General features: G+C 68.8%; 17 protein-coding genes and 1 pseudogene. 17 read left to right on the plus strand and 1 reads right to left on the minus strand.

Going from position 1 to position 16,402, the window contains the following annotated elements; genetic code table 11:
• The 4 genes and pseudogenes from ABZ459_RS43565 to ffh all read left to right on the plus strand — a co-directional run.
• Nucleotides 1-126 (plus strand): annotated as a pseudogene (locus ABZ459_RS43565) (roadblock/LC7 domain-containing protein); the annotation flags it as partial.
• 5 nt (nt 127-131) lie between these two features.
• Entirely contained in the window at nt 132-524 is a 393-nt protein-coding gene (locus ABZ459_RS43570) for a DUF742 domain-containing protein (protein WP_352350303.1), read from the plus strand.
• Nucleotides 525-531: 7 nt separating this feature from the next.
• Complete coding sequence (locus tag ABZ459_RS43575; RefSeq protein WP_352350493.1) at nt 532-1,092, plus strand: ATP/GTP-binding protein; 561 nt, start codon at nt 532-534, stop codon at nt 1,090-1,092.
• Nucleotides 1,093-1,148: 56 nt separating this feature from the next.
• Nucleotides 1,149-2,702 carry a signal recognition particle protein gene (gene ffh / locus ABZ459_RS43580; protein WP_357984138.1) on the plus strand — a complete coding sequence of 518 codons (1,554 nt, stop codon included), beginning with the start codon at nt 1,149-1,151 and terminating at the stop codon, nt 2,700-2,702.
• A gap of 607 nt (nt 2,703-3,309) precedes the next feature.
• On the opposite strand, the gene ABZ459_RS43585 is transcribed toward ffh, so the two are convergent.
• Nucleotides 3,310-4,674, minus strand: a complete 1,365-nt coding sequence (locus tag ABZ459_RS43585; protein ID WP_357984141.1) for a hypothetical protein — start codon at nt 4,672-4,674, stop codon at nt 3,310-3,312.
• 254 nt (nt 4,675-4,928) lie between these two features.
• Here ABZ459_RS43585 and rpsP point away from each other — a divergent pair, with 254 nt between their 5' ends.
• The 13 genes from rpsP to ABZ459_RS43650 all read left to right on the plus strand — a co-directional run bounded on the left by rpsP (nt 4,929) and on the right by ABZ459_RS43650 (nt 15,884).
• Nucleotides 4,929-5,378, plus strand: coding sequence for a 30S ribosomal protein S16 (gene rpsP, locus ABZ459_RS43590; protein WP_352329496.1), 450 nt, complete (start codon nt 4,929-4,931; stop codon nt 5,376-5,378).
• Nucleotide 5,379: 1 nt separating this feature from the next.
• Nucleotides 5,380-5,625, plus strand: coding sequence for an RNA-binding protein (locus ABZ459_RS43595; RefSeq protein ID WP_020546537.1), 246 nt, complete (start codon nt 5,380-5,382; stop codon nt 5,623-5,625).
• 74 nt (nt 5,626-5,699) lie between these two features.
• The gene (gene rimM, locus ABZ459_RS43600) at nt 5,700-6,200 is read left to right on the plus strand and encodes a ribosome maturation factor RimM (protein WP_357984144.1); all 501 of its coding nucleotides are present in this window, start codon (nt 5,700-5,702) and stop codon (nt 6,198-6,200) included.
• The gene (gene trmD / locus ABZ459_RS43605) at nt 6,200-6,979 is read left to right on the plus strand and encodes a tRNA (guanosine(37)-N1)-methyltransferase TrmD (protein WP_357984147.1); all 780 of its coding nucleotides are present in this window, start codon (nt 6,200-6,202) and stop codon (nt 6,977-6,979) included. Before rimM ends, trmD begins: the two co-directional genes overlap by 1 nt.
• A gap of 137 nt (nt 6,980-7,116) precedes the next feature.
• Nucleotides 7,117-7,479: a 50S ribosomal protein L19 gene (gene rplS / locus ABZ459_RS43610; RefSeq protein WP_357707128.1), complete on the plus strand. Its 363-nt coding sequence runs from the start codon at nt 7,117-7,119 to the stop codon at nt 7,477-7,479.
• A gap of 142 nt (nt 7,480-7,621) precedes the next feature.
• A complete protein-coding gene (lepB, locus tag ABZ459_RS43615) occupies nt 7,622-8,479 on the plus strand; it encodes a signal peptidase I (RefSeq protein ID WP_357984150.1) in 858 nt (285 codons plus the stop codon).
• A complete protein-coding gene (gene lepB / locus ABZ459_RS43620; protein WP_357984153.1) occupies nt 8,479-9,075 on the plus strand; it encodes a signal peptidase I in 597 nt (198 codons plus the stop codon). The genes lepB (ABZ459_RS43615) and lepB (ABZ459_RS43620) overlap by 1 nt, the downstream gene beginning before the upstream one ends.
• Nucleotides 9,076-9,125: 50 nt before the next feature.
• Nucleotides 9,126-9,794 carry a ribonuclease HII gene (locus ABZ459_RS43625; RefSeq protein ID WP_357984156.1) on the plus strand — a complete coding sequence of 223 codons (669 nt, stop codon included), beginning with the start codon at nt 9,126-9,128 and terminating at the stop codon, nt 9,792-9,794.
• 39 nt (nt 9,795-9,833) lie between these two features.
• Nucleotides 9,834-10,157: a DUF2469 domain-containing protein gene (locus ABZ459_RS43630; protein WP_026215037.1), complete on the plus strand. Its 324-nt coding sequence runs from the start codon at nt 9,834-9,836 to the stop codon at nt 10,155-10,157.
• Nucleotides 10,158-11,327: 1,170 nt separating this feature from the next.
• Nucleotides 11,328-11,681 carry a YraN family protein gene (locus tag ABZ459_RS43635; protein WP_357984159.1) on the plus strand — a complete coding sequence of 118 codons (354 nt, stop codon included), beginning with the start codon at nt 11,328-11,330 and terminating at the stop codon, nt 11,679-11,681.
• On the plus strand, nt 11,682-13,223 hold the full coding sequence (locus ABZ459_RS43640; RefSeq protein WP_357984162.1) for a YifB family Mg chelatase-like AAA ATPase: 1,542 nt from the start codon (nt 11,682-11,684) through the stop codon (nt 13,221-13,223).
• A 91-nt stretch (nt 13,224-13,314) separates the two neighbouring features.
• On the plus strand, nt 13,315-14,568 hold the full coding sequence (gene dprA, locus ABZ459_RS43645; RefSeq protein ID WP_357984165.1) for a DNA-processing protein DprA: 1,254 nt from the start codon (nt 13,315-13,317) through the stop codon (nt 14,566-14,568).
• Nucleotides 14,569-14,867: 299 nt separating this feature from the next.
• Nucleotides 14,868-15,884 (plus strand): tyrosine recombinase XerC, encoded by a 1,017-nt coding sequence (locus ABZ459_RS43650; protein WP_357984168.1) that lies wholly within the window; start codon nt 14,868-14,870, stop codon nt 15,882-15,884.
• Nucleotides 15,885-16,402: the final 518 nt, after the last annotated feature.

The following is a 16,402-nucleotide window of genomic DNA, read 5'->3' on the forward strand; positions in this document are numbered from 1 at the left end:
GTCCTGGCGGCTCCGGACTGTGACATGGGGCTGGTGGCGTACCAGATGACCTTGATGGTGGATCGCGCCGGTCAGGTGCTGACCCCGGCGGTGCGCGCGGAGCTGCGCGCCAGCCAGACCAGGTGATGTAGGTGACGGATTCCTGGAACAGCGGCGGTTGGGAGCCCCAGCCGCCGGTCAGCTCGGACCCGGCCTCGCCGGTGCGCCCGTACGCGGTGACGGGCGGACGTACCGCGCCCAAGGTCAAGCTGGCCATGGAGGCCCTGGTCTCGTCGGCTACGGCCGAACACCGGGAGTTCTCCCACATCACGCCGGAGTACAAGGCGATCAGCCAGCTCTGCCGTCAGGTGCGGTCGGTCGCCGAGGTGTCGGCGCTGCTGCGGATCCCGCTCGGTGTGGTGCGTGTTCTGATCGCTGACATGGCGGCCGAGGGCCTGGTGCGGGTGCATCAGCCGCAGCTGGATGCGGGTAGGCCGGACGTCAACCTGCTGGAAAGGGTGCTCAGTGGACTTCGCAGGCTCTAGCCCCGGTCTGACCTCGACGAAGATCGTGGTGGCCGGCGGCTTCGGCGTGGGCAAGACGACGTTCGTCGGCGCGGTCTCGGAGATCATGCCGCTCACGACGGAGGCCGTCATGACCGACGCCTCCGCGGGCATCGACGACCTGGGCATGACGCCGCTGAAGTCGACCACGACCGTCGCGATGGACTTCGGCCGCGTCTCGCTCGACCGCGACCTGATCCTGTACCTGTTCGGCACGCCCGGACAGCACCGGTTCTGGTTCATGTGGGACGACCTGGTCCGCGGCGCCATCGGCGCGGTCGTCCTGGTCGACACCCGCCGCCTGGCCGACAGCTTCCCCGCGATCGACTATTTCGAGGAGGCGCAACTCCCGTTCATCGTGGGGATCAACGGCTGGGACGGCACGTACGCCCACAGCGACGCCGAGGTCCGCGACGCCCTCACGCTGGCCCCCCACATCCCGCTGGTGCGCCTCGACGCCCGCCAAAAGGACTCGGTCAAAAGCGCTCTGATCAACCTCGTCGAGCACGCGTTGACCGTCCGGATGGCTGTGCCAGGCTGGAGCGGCTAGGAGAGCGGATAGGCTGAAGTCTTGACGTACATTCGCTTCGAGGACTGGCCAACCACGTGTTCGAGACGCTTTCCGACCGGCTGACATCGGTCTTCTCCTCCCTCCGATCCAAGGGTCGGCTGTCCGACGCCGACATCGACGCCACCGCCCGCGAGATCCGCATCGCCCTGCTCGAGGCCGATGTCGCGCTCCCGGTGGTCAAGGCGTTCGTCGCCCAGGTCAAGGAGCGCGCCCGCGGCGCCGAGGTCTCCCAGGCGCTCAACCCGGCGCAGCAGGTCGTCAAGATCGTCAATGACGAGCTGATCGAGATCCTCGGCGGCGAGACCCGCAGGCTCCGCTTCGCCAAGACCGCGCCGACCGTCGTCATGCTCGCGGGTCTCCAGGGTGCCGGTAAGACCACCCTGGCCGGCAAGCTGGCCCGGTGGCTGCGCGAGCAGGGCCACGCGCCCATGCTGGTCGCCGCCGACCTCCAGCGGCCCAACGCCGTGCAGCAGCTCCAGGTCGTGGGCGAGCGCGCCCAGGTCGCCGTGTTCGCGCCCGAGCCGGGCAGCGGCGTCGGCGACCCGGTCGACGTCGCCCGCCGCTCGATCGACGAGGCCAGGCGCCTCAACCACGACATCGTCATCATCGACACCGCCGGTCGCCTGGGCATCGACCAGGAGATGATGAAGCAGGCCGCCGACATCCGCGACGCGGTCCGCCCCGACGAGGTCCTGTTCGTGGTCGACGCCATGATCGGCCAGGACGCCGTCACCACGGCCCAGGCGTTCATGGACGGCGTCGGCTTCGACGGCGTCGTGCTGACCAAGCTCGACGGCGACGCCCGCGGCGGCGCCGCGCTGTCGGTGCGGCACATCACCGGCCGCCCGATCATGTTCGCCTCCACGGGCGAGAAGCTGGAAGACTTCGACGCCTTCCACCCCGACCGGATGGCCTCCCGCATCCTCGACATGGGTGACATCCTCACCCTGATCGAGCAGGCGCAGAAGACGTTCGACGAGGAGCAGGCCGCCAAGATGGCGGGCAAGCTCACCTCGGGCGAGAACTTCACGCTCGACGACTTCCTCGAGCAGATGATGATGGTCCAGAAGATGGGCCCCATCAAGAACCTGCTCGGCATGATGCCCGGCATGGGGCAGATGCGCGACCAGCTCAACTCCATCGACGACCGCGACCTCGACCGCATCGCCGCCATCATCCGCTCGATGACGCCCGGCGAGCGGCAGGACCCGAAGATCATCAACGGCTCCCGCCGCGCCCGCATCGCCGCCGGCTCCGGCGTCACGGTCAGCGCCGTGAGCAACCTCGTCACGCGCTTCTTCGAGGCGCAGAAGATGATGAAGCGGGTGGCCGGGGGCATGGGGCTGCCGGGCATGCCCGGGGGGCGCGGGAAGGCGTCCAAGGCGCAGAAGAAGGCCAAGAAGGGGCGGCGCGTCAGCGGCGACCCGCGCAAGGCGGGCCTGGAGAAGTCGGCGTCCCCGTCGCCCGACGGCGAGGGCGGCGCGCCCAAGGCCGGGGGAGTGCTGGGGAACCTGGGTGGCAAGCTGCCGCCGGGCCTCGAACTGCCGCCGGGCTTCGACCCGTCGAAGCTGAAGCTGCCCGGGCAGTAAGAGCCGACCGGGGCGGGCACCCCACCTGGCACCGCCCGCCCCTGCCTGCCCGATCCGTCCGCCCTGCCCTGCCTGTCTGCCTGCCCGGTCCGTCTGCTCTGCCTGCGGCGTCTGTCTGTGGCGCCTGCTTGTCGGGCGCGTGCTTGTCACGTGACTGTTTGTCGCGTGCGTGCCTGTCGGTGTCTGTTCGCCGTGCGCCTGTCCGTCGCGCGACGCGGAACCGTGTCTTGTGCGCGGGCCACGTCGGGGCCTCGCCCCGCACCGGAAGGCCTGGGCACCCAGGCGCGCCTGCACCGATGGGCCCCTGCACCGGCGGCCCTTGCGTCGGTGGCCCCTGCACCGGTGGTCCTGTGCCGGCGGGTTTGGTGCTGACGGTCTTCGCGCCGGCCCCTCATGCGCCGGCCCCTCATGCGCCGGCCGTTCTTGCGTCGGCTCTTCATGCGCCGGCGTTTTCGTGCCGGTCCTTCTCGCGTCGGCTTCATGACGGCGGATCGTGCGTCGGGGCTGCGTCGCCGCCCTCGGGCGCGTTCGTGTTCGCCCGAACGGGTGCGCGCCCGGGACCATGGTCGGTCACCGGGCGCGCGGGTCTGAGGCCGTTCAGCCCGCTCTAACGGCAGAGGAGCATCCACTGCAGAGCGGGATCCATGAGGAGCCACCCTGAGGCGGCCGTTGCGGGCATCCACATCGGCAGGCCGGTGAGCGGCGACTTCTGGGTCAGCCAGGCGTCCTCGGGCGCCGGGCCGAACTCGCCGCCGTGGTCGGCGGGCCATTGATGACCGCTGGGGTCGCCGTGGTGGTGCGGGTTGTGCGGCCACCCGCAAGGGGGCCAGTAGCTCTCGTGCGGGTTGTGCGGCTTGTGTGGCCTGTGAGTGCAGTCATGCGTGGGCGTCGGGCTCGGCGTGGGCGTCGGAGTCGGGATGGGCGGCGGAATCGGCGTCGGCGTCACCGTCGGTGTGGGCGTCACGGTAGGCGTCGGCGTCACCGTTGGTGTGGGCGTGACCGTGGGCGTCGGTGTCACGGTGGGTGTCGGTGTCACGGTAGGCGTGGGCGTCACAGTGGGCGTGACCGTGGGTGTCGGGGTCGGCGTCGGCGTGGGCGTGGGCGTCGGCGTGGGGGTGGGGGTCACGGTGGGCGTGATCGTGGGTGTCGGGGTCACCGTCGGGGTCGGTGTGGGCGTCGGCGTGGGGGTGGGGGTGGGGGTCACGGTGGGCGTGATCGTGGGTGTCGGGGTGGGTTGGTTGGGGACGCAGTTGACTTCCACCCGGCCGATGGTGACCTCCGTGAGCGGCCCCTCGTAGACGACGTTCCCCTCGGCGTCCCGCAGGAGGGCCGAGATCGAGATCGTCATGTCCGCCTCGGCGGAGGTCGCGTCGTTCGTCGTGGCGTTGTCGGTCCTGACCACCGTCAGGATCCCGTCGTACACGCCGGGATACCCGAGCTGCGCGCCCGTCGCGGGCACCTCCGTGGTCCCCTGCGCCACGGGCACGCCGAGCACCGTGATGGTCCCCGGCGCCGCCTGTACGGACGACATCGCCGGAGCCGGCGGCGTGCACCGCGCGTGCGTCTCCACGTTGCCCGTGACCAGCAGCGGCTCGGACGCGTCCGGGTTGAGCTGAAGGGTGTTGACGACCAGTTGGGCGCTGGCCTCCCAGACGTCCGGCGCGTCGAGGCCGTCGGCCTGGAGTTGTTGGTTGGCCAGGTCGGCGAACTCGGTGACCCCGTCAGGGTCGCTCCAGTCGCCGGTGTCGGTGCCGGGGTCGGGCCCGACGGACGCCGTGCCCCAAATGCCGGAGAAGCCTGGCTGGCCCAGCTCCGGGATTTCGGTGATGGTCAGGCCGATACCGTTGGCATTGGCGAACTCGCCCGCCGCGGCGGTGGCCGTAAGCCCGAACAAGGCGCCGGTGAGCAGGACGGACGCGCCGGCGGTGAGCAGCCGCGCGCGCGTGAACAGCGGATTGGTCGTGGTGGTCACCCACCCATTCCGCAGGGAAGTTGATCAAGTCGGGCGAGGTGACACGCGGCCCTTGCCGAGCCTTTGCCGCGGCCTGCCGGGACAGGTCGAAGGCACTGTCCGCGGTCTGGCAGAATGACATGTTGGAACACCGTGACCAGGTGGGTGCCCTCTCATCTCCCGCCGGCCACGCCTGTCCCTGGAGCGTCGTCTCATCGTGCCCCACTCGATGAGGTGCCGTTCACCCACGCTCGAATGCAGGAGAGACCACACCAGTGGCAGTCAAGATCAAGCTCAAGCGGCTCGGCATGATCCGCAACGCTCAGTACCGAATCGTCGTCGCCGACAGCCGCACCAAGCGTGACGGCCGGGCGATCGAGGAGATCGGCCTGTACCACCCGAAGGAAAACCCTTCGCGCATCGAGGTCAACGCCGAGCGTGCGGCCTACTGGCTGGGTGTCGGCGCGCAGCCGACCGAGCCGGTGCTCAAGCTGCTCAAGCTCACCGGTGACTGGCAGAAGTTCAAGGGCGAGGCCGCCCCGGCGCCGCTGCTGGTCGCCGAGCCCGCGCCCGACCGTCACGCCCTCTACGAGGCCGCGGCCAAGGAGGCGCTGTCCGGTGGCGACACCGGCACGGCCGCCACCACGGCGCCCAAGCGTGCCAAGAAGAAGGAAGAGGCTGAGGCCGCCCCCGCCGCCGAGACCCCGACCGAGGGCGAGGGCTGACGTGCTCGAGGAGGCTCTCGAGCACCTCGTTAAGGGCATCGTCGAACATCCAGACGATGTCCGGGTCCGCGCTCGCCGCATTCGCAGCGGGCGCGTCCTGGAGGTCCGGGTGCACCCCGAGGACCTGGGCAAGGTCATCGGACGCGGCGGGCGCACCGCCAAGGCGCTGCGCACCGTTGTGAACGCCCTGGCCGACGGGAAGTACGTACGGGTCGATCTGCTCGACCTGGACGAAGCAGTCCGTTAGCGTCAGGAATTCGCGCCCTCATCGGTCCTGAAAGGTCCGATGGGGGCGCTTGCGTTAGGAGAAGGTGGGTTTACGTGCAGCTGGTCGTCGGCCGGATAGGCCGTCCGCACGGTGTACGCGGCGAGGTGACCGTGGAGGTGCGCACCGACGATCCCGAGCTGCGCTTCGCCGAGGGCATGGCCGTCGCGACCGACCCGGCGAGCGCGGGGCCGCTCGTGGTCGAGAGCCGTCGCTGGCACAAGGATGTGCTGCTGATCGCGTTCGAGGGGGTCCACGGCCGAGACGCGGCCGAGGAGCTCCGGGGCACCATGCTGGTCATCGACTCCGCCGAGGTGGAGTCGTCGGACGACCCGGACGAGTTCCACGACCACCAGCTCATCGGGCTGGCGGTGGAGACCGTGTCGGGCGAGCCCGTCGGCGAGGTCACCGACGTGCTGCACCACGGTCAGGACCTGCTGGTCGTACGCCGGCGCGGGCAGGACGACGCGCTCATCCCGTTCGTGAAGGCCCTGGTGCCCGAGGTCGATCTGACGGGCGGGCGCCTGGTCGTCGACCCGCCAGAGGGCCTGCTGTGATGCGCCTCGACATCATCTCCATCTTCCCCGAGTACTTCGCTCCGCTCGACGTCTCGCTCATCGGCAAGGCGCGCGAGCGCGGCACCCTCGACGTACGCGTCCACCAGCTCCGCGACTGGGCGCACGACGTGCACAGGACGGTCGACGACACGCCGTACGGCGGCGGTCCCGGCATGGTGATGAAGCCCGAGGTCTGGGGCGAGGCCATCGACTCGGTGATCGGCGACGGCGCGCCTCGGGTCATCGTGCCGACGCCGAGCGGGCGGCCGTTCACCCAGGAGCTGGCCCAGGAGCTGGCCGCCGAGCCGTGGCTGCTGTTCGCCTGCGGGCGTTACGAGGGCATCGACTCGCGGGTCATGGCCGAGTACGGCGCCCGACTGCGGGTCGACGAGGTCAGCATCGGCGACTACGTGCTGGCCGGCGGCGAGGTCGCGGTGCTGGTGATGGTCGAGGCCGTCGGCAGGCTGCTGCCCGGCGTGCTGGGGAACGCCCAGTCGGCCGTGGACGACTCCTTCGCGCCGGGTTCGATGCAGAACCTGGTCGAAGGCCCGGTCTACACCAAGCCGCCGGTCTGGCGCGGGCACGAGGTTCCCGCCGTCCTGCTGTCCGGACATCACGGAAAAGTCGCCCGATGGCGACGGGACGAGGCGCTCCGGCGTACGGTGCGGAACCGGCCGGAACTGGCGGCGGCGCTCGATCCCGAGACGCTCGACAAGCACGACAGGAAGCTGCTGGACGAGCTCTCGTTTCGCGTCCGGCCGGAAGATGTGGCAAACTGAATCGCTGCCGACCATCACACGGTTGGTCCGTCATGCCCGGGTAACGGTCCCGGGTTCATCAAATCAGCAAGCGTGTCCGCCGCGAGCTTCGGCCGGGTGGACCTCCGCGTGCTCGCGAGGACTTGAGGACAGCTCTCATGCACACGAAGATCCAGGAGCTCGAGAAGGCGACCCTTCGGAGCGACGTCCCGGCGTTCCGCCCCGGTGACACGCTCGAGGTCCACGTACGAGTCGTCGAAGGCAACCGCTCCCGTATCCAGGTCTTCAAGGGCTTCGTGCTGCGCCGGCAGGGCAGCGGCGCCCGCGAGACCTTCACGGTCCGCAAGGTCAGCTACGGCGTCGGCGTCGAGCGCACCTTCCCGGTGCACAGCCCGGTCATCGAGAAGATCGTGCTCGTGACCCGCGGTGACGTGCGTCGCGCCAAGCTCTACTACATGCGCGACCTGCGCGGCAAGGCCGCCCGCATCCGCGAGAAGCGCGAAGCCACGCCCGCGAAGTAACCCCAATCTTTTCCGAAAGGCCCGTGCACCGCACGGGCCTTTCGGCTTTGCGGGGCCATTTCCTTTATGTGGAGCGACTCGTGCGTGGGTGTAACGTCGGTCGAGGCTTGTCGAGCCGTTCCATCATCTAGGCTCGTCAGCGATGACAAGCGAAGACCAGGAGTACGGCGCCTCGCGCCGCCCTGTCGAGGACGAGGTGGACGTGGTCGCCGAAGAGACTCAGAAGCCGGCAAAGGGTGATAAGGAGAAGAAGGGGTCGTTCTGGAAAGAACTCCCCGTTCTTGTCGTTGTGGCCCTCGTGCTGGCCCTGATCATCAAGACGTTCGTGATCCAGGCCTTCTACATTCCGTCGGAGTCCATGGAGAACACCCTGCTCAAGAACGACAGGGTCCTGGTCAACAAGCTCGTCTACCACACCCGTGACATCGAGCGCGGCGACGTGGTCGTCTTCTCCGGCGTCGACTCCTGGGACGGCGAGTTCGAGGTCGAGGAGCCGTCCAACCCGATCGCGGCCTTCTTCCGCTGGGTCGGCACGGCCTTCGGCGTCGTCCCCGGCGAGAAGGACTACATCAAGCGGGTCATCGGCGTGGGCGGCGACCACGTCAAGTGCTGCGACTCCAAGGGCCGCATCACGGTCAACGGCACGGCCATCGACGAGGAGAGCTACCTCTACCCGGGCAACGTGCCGTCCGACAGGTTCTTCGACATCACCGTGCCGCCCGGGCGGCTGTGGGTGATGGGCGACCACCGCTCCGTCTCGCTCGACTCCCGCTCGCACACCGGTGACCAGGGCGGCGGCTCGATCCCCGAAGGTCAGGTCATCGGCCGGGCCTTCGTGATCGTCTGGCCGTTCAACCGGGCGGGCGTGCTGTCCATACCCGACACCTTCGCGCAGCCCGCGCTCCAGGCACTCGGAGGCGCCGTACCGCTGGTGGCCGGGTTCGGGCTGGCCGTACCCTTGGTCCTGGTTCGTCGGCGCCGGTTGGGGAGGAAGCGCTGATGGCCGTCACCAAGAAGGCGGAGGGCGTGGCCAAAGAGAAGAAAAAGGGCGGTTTCCGGGAGACCGTCCTGCTGCTGGTGCTCGGCGTGGGCATCGCGCTGTTGCTCCAGGCGTTCGTGATCGGGTCGTTCTACATCCCGTCGGAGTCGATGGAGAACACCCTGCTCATCAACGACCGGGTCTTCGTCAACAAGCTGGCGGGCGATCCCGAGCGCGGCGACATCGTGGTCTTCAAGGGCTGGCGCACCGGCGAGGACACCATCAAGCGGGTCATCGGCGTCGGCGGCGACAAGGTGGTCTGCTGCGACTCCAAGCACCGCATCAGCGTCAACGGTACGCCGCTCGAGGAGGAGTCCTACCTCTACCCCGGCGACTTCGGCGGCGGCGACAAGTTCAGCGTCACCGTCCCGGCCGGCAAACTGTGGCTGATGGGCGACCACCGCACCGCCTCGGCGGACTCGCGCGCCCACATGGACGAGCCCGGCGGCGGCTTCATCTCCGTCGACGACGTGATCGGCAAGGCGGTCGTCCGTTACTGGCCGCTGTCGCGCGGCTACCTGTTCTCCACGCCCGAGACTTTCGACAAGGTCAAGTAAGGGGCTTTCGGTCGCGGTTTGCGGCGAATGGGGCGTACGCTTCGAGTGTCATGACAGTTGCGTTCCGCCCTCGACCGAGCGTCGTCCGGCGCGATTCCGGACTCTACGCCTATGAGCGGGCGCTGGCCCGCCGTGGGCTGACCCCGATCGCCGGGGTCGACGAGGCGGGCCGCGGCGCCTGCGCCGGGCCGCTGGTCGTCGCGGCCGTCGTCCTGCGCAGGGAGATCGACGGTCTCGGTGACTCCAAGTTGCTGTCCCCGCTGGTGCGCGAGCGCCTGTACGACCGCGTCATCGCCACCGCCCATGTGGGCGTCGTGGTGATCCCGGCCGCCGAGATCGACGCCCGGGGGCTGCACAGGAGCAACATCTCCGGAATGCGGCGGGCTGTGGCGCAGTTGCCATGTGATCCGGAGTACATCCTCACGGACGGCTTCCCGGTGCCCGGCATGCCCGCGCCGTCCCTGGCGGTGTGGAAGGGGGATCAGGTGGCCGCCTGTGTGGCGGCCGCGTCGATCGTGGCCAAGGTGACGAGGGACCGCCTGATGGTCGAGCTGGATCGAAGGTTCCCTCAGTACGGTTTTGCCGAGCACAAGGGGTATGTCACGCCAGGACACCGTTTGGCACTGGAGAGACATGGCCCGTGCCCCGAACACCGTTACTCCTTCGTCACGGTGGCCAGGGGCATGGGTGAAAATGAGATGGGGGCCGGGGTTGCCTGAGCAGGCGAACCGGGGGACCGGTACGACAGGAGGACCGCGATGAGCGCAGAGGATCTCGAAAAGTATGAGACCGAGATGGAGCTGCAGCTTTACCGCGAATACCGTGATGTCGTCGGTTTGTTCACATACGTCGTCGAGACTGAGCGTCGTTTCTACCTGACCAACTCGGTCGACCTCGACGTCCGTACGGCGGAGAACGGCGACGTCTTCTTCGATGTGAAGATGCAGGACGCCTGGGTGTGGGACATGTACCGGCCGGCGCGGTTCGTGAAGAACGTGCGGGTGGTCACGTTCAAGGATGTGAACGTGGAAGAGCTGGCCAAGGCCGACCTGGAGATGCCCAAGGAAGGGTTCTCGGGGTAGGGCCGCCGGGGGCGCCGTCGAGGCGGGGGGCCGAGACGGCGGGTGTCGTTGGTGCGTCCGGCGGCGGCGTGCCGGGGGCGGCTGCGCTTGTGCTCGCACCTGGAGTTCCAGGGTTCTGGTGTCGCGCGTGACGCCGACACCGGGTACTCGCTGTTTCGAGTGGGCTACAGGTCCCAGGAAGCCTGTTGCCGGTTGACCAACGCCTGACCTCATCGGCCCCATGCCCTGCACAATTGCGCACACTGTGCGCACTTGGGCACGTACGCACTGCCCACCTGCACATGCTGAGCACCGCCTGCTGCATGCTGAGCACCGCTGCTGTCTGCTGGGCACTGCCGGCACACGCTGGGCTTCATCTGCGCACGCTGGGGCGCCATCCGGCCTGCGGTGAGTCGTCGTCGAACGCAAGGTGAGGGTTGCCTGACATGCGGGACGCGGTAGCCAGCTCAGGGTAGCGGCCCTTGGCCCGCGATGATCGTTGGCGGCCAGCTCAAGATGGGCGTCAATTGGCCCACAGCGCAGGCGTCTGCCCGCCTCCCGCCACGTGCGACCGCCACGTGCGACCGCCACGTGCGACCCGCCACGGGCGACCCGCCGGGTGCGCCCCGGTACGTGCGACCCGCCCGGTGCGCCATGCCATGTGCCGCCTCCCTTCCACGTGCTGCCCGCCACGTGCTGCCTCCCTGCGACGTGCTGCCTGTCACGTGCCGCCTCCCTGCCACGTGCCGCCTCGTGCGATGCGTTACGCGGCCTGCCAATGCCGTCGCCGTCAGCCGTCCGCATCGCTTCAGGGGCCGAGGAGGTCTGTAGGGGACGGAGGGCACAGCGGGTCGCAGGGCCCCGTGAGGCCCATGGGCGTCACCGCCTCCTGCGCTGTGCGAGCTGGCGGCTCTCGCGCCGCGGCGAGCCGTCCCCGCAGGACAGTCACGCCGCACATTGCGCCTGACCACACAACATCTCGTCCCATTTCCCCGGCATGGGAGCACGGGTGTCGCGGGTGTGGCCCTCGATGACCGGCAACGGGCCCCCGTCGCGAGGAGTTATCCACAAGCCGCCAGCCACCTCTCCCGGCTATCCCCAGAATCCCGTTCGCCTCCTTCTGATCTCCCCGCCATCCGCCAAGGTCGGTGACCGAACACCGCACCGACGACGGACGAAGGGACGCCACCCATGGCCCCGAAAGACGAGCTCGGCAAAGAAGGCGAGCACCTGGCCGCGATCTACCTCGAAGCCAAGGGGATGACGATCCTCGAACGCAACTGGCGCTGCCGTCGCGGCGAAATCGACATCATCGCCATGGACGGTCAGGTCCTGGTGGTCGTCGAGGTCAAGACCAGATCGAGCAGATCCCACGGCACAGCCCTGGAATCGGTGAACCACACCAAACTGGCGCGGCTCCGCATGCTGGCCGCCAAATGGCTGTCGGCGCAGTCCCGGTCCTTCGAAGCCGTGCGCATAGACGTGATCGCCCTTGAGCGCTTCGCGGGCAACTTCGCCCTGCGCCACATACGGGGGGCGATCTAGATGGCCGTGGCCCGTACCCGCAGCGTCGCGCTGGTCGGCGTGAGCGGCCGCAGCGTCGAGGTTGAGGCCGATGTGGGCAACGGCCTGGCCGGCATCCACCTCATCGGCCTGCCCGACACGGCGCTCAGCGAGGCCCGCGATCGGGTGCGATCCGCCGTGGTCAACAGCAGCTACCCATGGCCGGACGCCCGCATCACCGTCAGCCTCTTCCCCGCCAGCCTCCCCAAGCGCGGATCCCAGTTCGACCTGGCCATCGCCATGGCAATCCTGGGAGCCGCCGGAGTCGTCCCGGCGGAACGCATCGCGGAGCCCTTCTTCCTGGGCGAGCTCGGCCTCGACGGCCGCATCAGGCCCGTACGCGGAGTGCTCCCGTCCATCCTCGGTGCCGCGGCCGCGCACGAAGACGCCACGATCATCGTCCCGTCGGAGAATGCGGGGGAAGCCGGCCTGGTCCCCGACGTGAACGTGGTCCCGGTGGCTCACCTGCGCCAGCTGGTCGAGTGGCTCCGCAAAGGCGACAATCCACCCGAACCCGAGGTCGATGCCCGCGTCGACACGCCTACACCCGTGTCCCAGCCTGCCGTCGACCTGGCGGACGTCGTCGGCCAGCCCGTGGCCCGCCGAGCGTTGGAAGTCTGCGCCGCGGGCGGCCACAACCTGTGGATGGTGGGCCCGCCCGGCACCGGCAAGACCCTGCTGGCCGAACGCCTTCCCACCCTCCTGCCGGACCTGGAGCTCGACCACGCCCTGGAGGTCACGGCCATCCACTCCGTCGCGGGGTTGCTGCCGCCCGACAGTCCCATGATCAACCGTCCTCCGTTCGTCAGCCCCCACCACACGGCGACGGCGGCCGCCATCATCGGTGGTGGCAGCACGGTCGTCCGTCCGGGAGCGGTCTCCCTCGCGCACAGGGGCCTGCTGTTCATGGACGAGGCCCCCGAGTTCCCTCGTCACGTCCTCGACTCGTTGCGGCAACCGCTGGAGTCGGGGCGCGTCACGGTGTCCAGATCCGCGGCGTCGGTCACGTTCCCCGCCCGGTTCATGCTGGTGCTTGCCGCCAACCCGTGCCCCTGCGCCCAGGCCGACGACCAGGTCGGCGCGACCTGCCGCTGCTCGCCCACCACAAGGCGCCGATACCTGGGCCGGCTGTCCGGCCCCCTCCTCGACCGCATCGACATGAAGGTCACGGTCGCCCGTTCGTCCAGGCGTGAGCTCCTGGCCGACCGCCACTTCGTGGAATCCAGCGAAACAGTGGCCGAACGTGTTCTGCTGGCCCGCGAGCGTGCGGTGAAACGCCTGGCCCACACCCCTTGGCGGACGAACGCCGAGATTCCTTCCTCCGTCCTCCACGCTGAATTCCGTCCGTCCGATGCGGCGATGAAGCCCATGACCTCCTGCCTCGACTCGGGCTCCCTCACCGCCCGCGGCCTCGATCGCACGCTGCGCGTCGCCTGGACCCTCGCCGACCTCGCCGGCAAAGACCGTCCGGAAGAAGACGAGACCACCGCAGCCCTCGGCTTCTGGCTCGGAGTACGACCGTGACCCCGGCCATCTGCTTGCACACGAACCCGCCCATGAAGATCACCAGGAGGCCCCTGTGATTAGTCCAGAGCATGAGGCACGTGCGGCTCTCATGCGAGCCGCCGACGTGGGCGACACGGCCATGGGCCGTCTGGTGGCGCACCTCGGTGCGTCCGGAGCGGTGGAGGCGATCCGCGAGCGCACACTGCCACCGGCCTTCACCGCCCAGGAGTCCCGGCAGGAACGTCCATGTGACCTGTCGGGGCGGCTGAACGCCTGGTTCCTCCGGCTGGCGGCGTCGAAACCCGCCGCCGATCTGGAGGCCGGCGAGAAGCACGGAGCCAGGCTGATCGTCCCCGGTGACCCCGAATGGCCCACGCAACTGGACGATCTTGGCCCGAGCCGCCCCCTCGGCCTCTGGTTGCACGGCACGGCCGATCTCCGTTTCGCCTGTCTGCAGTCCGTGGCAGTCGTAGGCGCCCGAGCCGCCACCCAGTACGGCCTGCACATCGCGGCCAACTTCGGCATCGGCCTCAGCGAAGCGGGCTGGTCCGTCGTCTCCGGCGGCGCCTACGGCGTGGACGGTGTGGCCCACAAGGGCGCCCTGCTGGCCGACTCGCCCACGGTGGTCGTGCTCGCTTGCGGAGTGGACATCTGCTACCCGAGCGGCCACCAGACCCTCTTCGTCCAGGCCCGCGAGCAGGGCGTCGTGATGAGCGAATGCCCGCCCGGCGTCCATCCCACCCGCGCCCGCTTCCTGATCAGGAACCGCCTCATCGCCGCCCTGACCAGAGGCACGGCCGTCGTGGAGGCAGCCCTCCGCAGCGGTGCCCTGAACACCGCCGGCCACGCGCTCACTCTCAACCGGCACCTGGGCGCCGTGCCCGGGCCTACGACGTCCGCGTTGTCGGCCGGCTGCCACAAACTCCTGCGCGAACGCAAGGCGGTCTGTGTTACCACTCCGGAGGAGATGATCGAACTCGTCGGCGTCATGGGCGACGACCTGGCCCCACAGACCCGACCGCCCATCGTCCCCCGCGACGGTCTCAGCGAATCCACCAAGAGAGTCCTGGACGCCATCCCCACCCGCGGCGGCGCCGGTCCGGCATCGATAGCGGTCTCCGCAGGCGTCAGCATGGACATCACACTGAGCGCCCTGGGCGGTTTGGCCGCAGCCGGATACATAGAACGAGCGGGCGGCGGTTGGCGCCTCCGCAAAACCACATCCAGCTACCCGAAAGCCCCCGAAGCCATGGCCCTGACCCCACCCTCGCCGAACGAAGCCCCAGTCACAGACCCTCCGCCACCTGCCGAAGACGACACCCCGCCTCCACCCCACCCCGAAGAACTCGCCACCCCTACCTGACCGACTCTTCCGACGTAGCGGCATGCACCCCGCCGATGTGACAGCCACCATGACCCAGGTGGCGAGTTCATGGGGTGAGATGGTGGGGGAAGGGGGCATGAGGTCGATCGAAATGACTGACATATGGCCAGCACGACGCGCAACCAAGCCGCAGCCGGCGTCCCCGCCGTGCCTTGCCCGGCCGCTCGGGCGGACGCTCGGACGGTTGAGCGCACACCGCTCCCATGGCGACTCCGAGGCATGGGGCGACACAGCAGTGACACAAATGGCAGATGTTCGCGCGGACAGTGGGTGAAGCCTTGAACAACGACCTGAACGACAGCCTGAACCGCGACCCGAATCACGACCCGAATCACGACCTGAACCCCGACATGAACGCCGACCTGAGTCGTGACCTGACCCCCGACCTGATCCCCGATCTGAACCGTGACTTGAATGCCGACGAAGTGCTTGCCGAGTTCGAGAGGTATCTGCGGTTCGAGCGAGACCTTTCCCCACATACAGTGCGTGCCTATCTCTCCGACATCACCGCCCTCCTCGACCACCTCCGTGGACGGCTTGACGGCCTGGACATCAGCGAGTTGCGAGGTTGGCTGGCCGACCAGCACAGTGCAGGCAAGGCAAGAGCCACGCTGGCCCGCAGGACGGCCTGTGTCCGTACCTTCACCGCGTACTGCCACCGCCGGGGTTGGCTGGCCGCCGACCCCGGCCTGTTGCTGGGCAGCGCAAAAGCACCCCGTCCCTTGCCTGCCGTGCTCGACCAGGAGCAGGCGCAGACCGTCCTGAACGCGCCCCCCTCCACCGGCGACCCCAAGGACTTGCGAGACCAGGCTCTCCTGGAGCTCCTGTACGCCACGGGTGTGCGCGTGGGTGAGCTCTGCGCGCTCGACGTCGATGACGTGGACCGGGACCGGCATGTCATCAGGGTCCTGGGCAAGGGACGAAAGGAGCGTTCCGTGCCGTTCGGGCTCCCAGCGCTTCGAGCTCTGGACCGATGGTGCATCAACGGGCGTCCCATCTGGGTTCGGGAACGCTCCGGACCGGCTCTCTTCCTCGGAGTCCGTGGCGGCCGGATCGACGCCGGCACCGTACGACGGGTGGTGCACGCGCGACTGGCCCAGACCGAGGGCGCCCCGGACATGGGTCCGCACGGACTGCGGCACACCGCGGCAACTCACCTGCTCGAAGGGGGAGCAGACCTGCGAAGCGTCCAGGAACTACTCGGTCACGCCTCCCTCAACACAACCCAGATCTACACCCACGTCTCGATCGACCGCCTCCGCACCGCATACCGCCAAGCCCACCCCCGCGCCTGACCACAGACACCAGAACGTCGTTGTCTCCCATGACAACCCCTCGCTGCCCGGCTGAGCGGCAAGGGCCACAAGACGTCGCAGCAAGCGCCTACGAAGGCAGAGGGCCCGGCCGAGCCCGCCTCCCACCGATGCCAACGACCCATGACCTGAAGCCACGCCGGCCTGAGAACCCGACGGTGTGTCGACACGGCAGTGGCGTTGATGCGTGAGGCGTGTGAAGGCGCGAGAGGCAATGACGTGAAGAGCATGCTCCTGCCGCGCAGGTCGTGATGGATCCACGGTGTGGAACGAGAGATTGGCGGCGACCACCTAACCGACGGTTGTTCTGCCGGACGGGAGTGCGCGGCAGGGGGGAGGCGTGGGTGACGTGCAGCGCCTTGGTTGAGGACCTGCTGCTCCTGGCTGGCGCCGCTTCGCCGGACATTCCAGATCATCCGCCGTTCATCCCAAGGCACGATGCGTCCGTATCCGGCCCCCTCCGCGAAGAAGTGGAGAACGAAGGGTCGCGCACGACAGCG

The sequence above is a fragment of the Nonomuraea sp. NPDC005692 genome (assembly GCF_040631115.1).
Lineage (GTDB): Bacteria > Actinomycetota > Actinomycetes > Streptosporangiales > Streptosporangiaceae > Nonomuraea.